Origin of the sequence: Stenotrophomonas sp. SrG, from assembly GCF_050031795.1 — a bacterium.
Lineage (GTDB): Bacteria > Pseudomonadota > Gammaproteobacteria > Xanthomonadales > Xanthomonadaceae > Stenotrophomonas > Stenotrophomonas rhizophila_A.
Map to the genome: position 1 here is coordinate 1 of NZ_JBNBBE010001649.1, position 231 is coordinate 231.

At 66.7% G+C, this 231-nt stretch carries 1 protein-coding gene; it reads right to left on the minus strand.

Going from position 1 to position 231, the window contains the following annotated elements; all coding sequences use genetic code 11:
• On the minus strand, nt 1-231 hold a 231-nt coding region (locus ACQG3P_RS24965; RefSeq protein ID WP_426806545.1), incomplete at both ends, for a fumarate hydratase C-terminal domain-containing protein.

Below are 231 nucleotides of genomic sequence, written 5' to 3' on the forward strand. Positions count from 1 at the left end.
CACCGATACACCCGTGGACTCCACCGCCACGGTCACCGGCATGTCCTGCACGGTGAATTCGTAGCTCGCTTCCATGCCCAGGTCGGCAAAGCCGACCACCTTGGCCGCCGTGATCGCCTTGGACACCAGGTAGGCAGAGCCGCCCACCGCCATCAGGTAAGCCGACTTGTTGTCACGGTTCGCCTCGATCGCGGCCGGGCCGCGCTCGGCCTTGCCGACCATGCCCAGCAG